Origin of the sequence: Micromonospora sp. KC213, from assembly GCF_004348325.1 — a bacterium.
Lineage (GTDB): Bacteria > Actinomycetota > Actinomycetes > Mycobacteriales > Micromonosporaceae > Micromonospora.
In genome coordinates, this window is sequence record NZ_SMKF01000289.1 from 1 (window position 1) to 3,904 (window position 3,904).

Consider the following 3,904-nt stretch of genomic DNA (forward strand, 5'->3'; position numbering starts at 1 on the left):
GCGGCGGGGTGTGGTCGGGTCGGGCCGGCCAGCCGTCGCTGGAGGTAGCGGCCGGCTCCGCGCCGGGTTGTTCCGGCTCGTCGCCGAAGAGGTACGCCGAGCGCGGCTGCGGTCGGTCGGTCAGCCAGCCCGGTTCGCCGTCGGTGGGCGACTGCGGTCGGCGGGGAGCGCCGTCCGGTTCGTTGGGATCGGTCGAGCCGTACACGCCTGTCGCCTCCACGGGTTCGCCTACCGGGCCGGGGTGACGCTACGGCCGTGCCGTGAGGGCGGCAACCTGGCTAAGAAAGAGTTAAGAGAGCGGCCCTCACGTAGTGACCCTACGCACATTTTCCGGCGTACAGTAAAGGAGTCCGGACAGAGTGTGTCCGAGCCTTGCGGCCCCCGGCGAGTGAACAGGGTAGACGCGAAGATGATCTACGGCCTGCGGGAACTTGACGAAACAGGGGTCCTCGGCTCAATATATAGGTGTCGCCAGTCGCGCCCAGCCATGCCCGGATTTTGCCGGGATTAGCAGTCGCGAACAGTTCGTGGGCGCGCGTTGGCCGGCCATTCCGGCAGCGCACATCAAGGAGTTCAGCATGGCGAAGGCCCTATTCGGCCACGTAGGTGCAGCGCCCGACCGGCGTCTGCTCGACGAGGTCACCCGACTGCGTGCCACGGTTCAGGCACTGGAGTTCGAGATCACGCGTCTGCGTGCCGACAACGATCGGCTTGCTGCGGCGGCTGCGGAGGCCGATGGCCTCCTTCGCCTGGCCGAGCCGGCACTGACCTGATCTCTCGGGATCCGGACAACCGAATAGCACCACCGAAACAACGCGCGCCGACACGTAAAGTGCCGGCGCGCAGCTCTGTCCGCCGCAATTCCGCGGTCGCAATTTCACGATCTTGCCGCCGGTGCCGCCGCGCGCACCGCCGCTGCGGGCGCGTCGCCGGGCGGCCACCTGCCGACCGGGGCGGGTCGCGTGCCGGCGGGCCGTCAGCAAGGGGTTAGTCTGCGGGTTCACCAGGTCCGCGCAGCCCGCGAGGTACGGCGGCCACCGGACGAGGATCGAGAAGGTGCATCTCAAGAGCCTGACGGTGAAGGGCTTCAAGTCCTTCGCCTCCGCCACGACGTTGAAGCTGGAGCCCGGGATCACCTGCGTGGTCGGCCCGAACGGCTCCGGCAAGTCCAACGTCGTCGACGCCATCGCCTGGGTGCTGGGCGAACAGGGCGCCAAGGCGCTGCGCGGCGGCAAGATGGAGGACGTCATCTTCGCCGGCACCGCCGGCCGGGCGCCGCTGGGCCGCGCCGAGGTCACCCTCACCATCGACAACACCGACGGCGCGCTGCCCATCGACTACACCGAGGTCTCCATCACCCGCCGGATGTTCCGCTCCGGCGAGAGCGAGTACGAGATCAACGGCGACTCCTGCCGCCTGCTCGACATCCAGGAACTGCTCTCGGACTCCGGCATCGGCCGGGAGATGCACATCATCGTCGGCCAGGGGCGGCTTGACGGCATGCTGCACGCCAAGCCGGAGGACCGCCGGGCCTTCATCGAGGAGGCGGCCGGCGTCCTCAAGCACCGCAAGCGCAAGGAGAAGGCGCTGCGGAAGCTCGACGCGATGCAGGTGAATCTCAACCGCTTGACCGACCTCACCGCCGAGCTGCGCCGCCAGCTCAAGCCGCTGGGCCGGCAGGCGGAGGTGGCCCGCCGGGCCGCCGCCATCCAGGCCAACCTGCGCGACGCCCGGCTGCGGTTACTCGCCGACGACCTGCACACCCTGCGGACCACCCTGGACCGGGAGATCGCCGACGAGACCGCGCTGCGTGAGCGGCGCGAGCAGGTCGAGGCGGAGCACGCCGAGGTCCAGGCCCGCCTCGGCGAACTGGAGGCCGCTCTCGCCGAGGACGCGCCGCTGCTCGCCGCCGCCCAGGACACCTGGTACAAGCTCTCCGCCCTGCAGGAACGGTTCCGTTCGGTCGAGCAACTCGCCCGGGAGCGGCTGCGCCACCTCAGCGCCACCGGCGACGACGAGCGCCCGGGCCGCGACCCCGACCAGTTGGAGGCCGAGTCGCAGCGGGTGCGCGAACAGGAGGAGGACCTGCGCGCGGCGCTGACCGAGGACCAGATCCGGCTGGCCGAGGCGGTCGAGCAGCGACAGGAGCTGGAACGCCAGCTCGCCGCCGCCGAACGGGAACTGGTCGCCGCCGCCAAGGCCATCGCCGACCGCCGTGAGGGACTGGCTCGACTCACCGGCCAGGTCAACTCGGCCCGGGCCCGCACCACCAGCGCCGGGGAGGAGATCGCCCGGCTCGCCGCCGCGCACGCCGACGCCCTCGCCCGCGCCGAGCAGGCCCAGGCAGACCTGGACGCGGTGGCGGAGCAGTCCACCGAGGCCGACCGGGACAACGCCGAACTCGACGAACGGCACGCCGAGGCGGTCGCCGTTCAGGAACGCGCCCAGGCCGCCGTACGGGCCCTCGCCGACGCCGAGCGCGCCGCCGAGAAGGACGCCGCCACCTGGAAGGCCCGCGAGGAGGCGCTCGCTCTCGGTCTGCGCCGCAAGGACGGCGCCGGCGCGTTGCTCGCCCGCGCCGGCGAGGTGCCCGGCCTGCTGGGCAGCCTCGCCGGGCTGCTCACCGTCGCCCCCGGCCGCGAGGCGGCGCTCGCCGCCGCGCTCGGCGGGCTCGCCGACGCCGTCGCGGTGACCGGGGTGGACGAGGCCGTCGAGGCGATGCGGCTGCTGAAGATCTCCGACGCCGGCCGGGCCGGCCTGCTGGTCGGCAGCCCCGCCGGCCCGGGCATGGCCGGACCTGCCGACGCGCTGCGCCCGAAGCTGCCCGAGCACGCCCGCTGGGCCCCCGACCTGGTCGAGTGCGCCGCCGAGATCCGCCCGGCGGTGCACCGCGCGCTGCGGGACGTGGTGCTCGTCGACGACCTCGTCGCCGCCGCGGAGCTGGTCGCCGACAATCCCGAACTGCGCGCGGTCACTCCGGACGGTGACGTCGTCGGCGCGTACGCGGCGGCCGGCGGGTCGGCGAAGGCGCCCAGCTACATCGAGGTGCAGGCCGCGGTGGAGGAGGCCCGTGCCAACCGGGCCGCCGCCGAGCGCACCGGTGTGGAACTGCGCGAGCAACTGGTCGAGGCGCGCGCCGAGGTGGCCGCCGCCAAGGAGGCGGTGCAGCACGCCGCCGCCGCGAAGCGGGAGGCGGAGAGCCACCGCAACGCCGCCGCCCGCCGGCTCGCCGAACTGGGGGCCGCCGCCCGGTCGGCGAAGGCGGAGACCGACCGGCTCGGCGACTCCCGCGCCCGCGCCGAGGCTGCCCGGGAACGCGACCTGACGGCCCTGGCCGAGCTTGAGGAGCGGCTGCGGCTGGCCGAGGCCACCCCGATCGACGCCGAACCCTCCACCGAGGAACGCGACCAGCTCGCCGCGATGGTGCCCCGGGCCCGGCAGAACGAGATGGAGGTCCGGTTGGCGGTGCGTACCGCCGAGGAGCGCGTCGCCTCCATCGCCGGCCGGGCCGACTCCCTCGCCCGGCAGGCCGCCGCCGAGCGGGCCGCGCGGGAACGCGCCGCCGCCCGGCGGGCGGCCCGTGCCCGCGGTGCCCAGATCGCCCGGGCGGTGGTCGGCGGCGCCCGCGAGGCGCTGACCCGGCTCACCGGGTCGATCGCGGCGGCCGAGGAGCACCGCGACGCCGTGGCGCGCGAACGCGCCACCCGCGAGGCCGAGCTGTCGGAGGTACGCGGCGCGGCCAAACGTCTCGGCGCGGAGCTGGAACGGCTCACCAGCCAGGTGCACCGCGACGAGGTGGCCCGCGCCGAGCAGCGGCTGCGCATCGAGCAGTTGGAGGCGAAGGCGGCCGAGGACTTCGGTCTCGATGTGGAGACCCTCATCGCCGAGTACGGCCCCACCCAGC

Annotated in this window: 2 protein-coding genes and 1 pseudogene; 2 read left to right on the forward strand and 1 reads right to left on the reverse strand. The window is 73.7% G+C overall.

Annotation, left to right across the window (positions count from 1 at the left end; all coding sequences use genetic code 11):
* Positions 1-220: pseudogene (locus E1166_RS29775) on the reverse strand (hypothetical protein); the annotation flags it as partial.
* Positions 221-578: 358 nt separating this feature from the next.
* Between E1166_RS29775 and E1166_RS29780 the strand changes: the two are divergent.
* Positions 579-773: a hypothetical protein gene (locus E1166_RS29780; protein ID WP_132265163.1), complete on the forward strand. Its 195-nt coding sequence runs from the start codon at positions 579-581 to the stop codon at positions 771-773.
* Between the two features lie 283 nt (positions 774-1,056).
* On the forward strand, positions 1,057-3,904 hold a 2,848-nt coding region (smc, locus tag E1166_RS29785), incomplete at its 3' end, for a chromosome segregation protein SMC (RefSeq protein ID WP_132343149.1).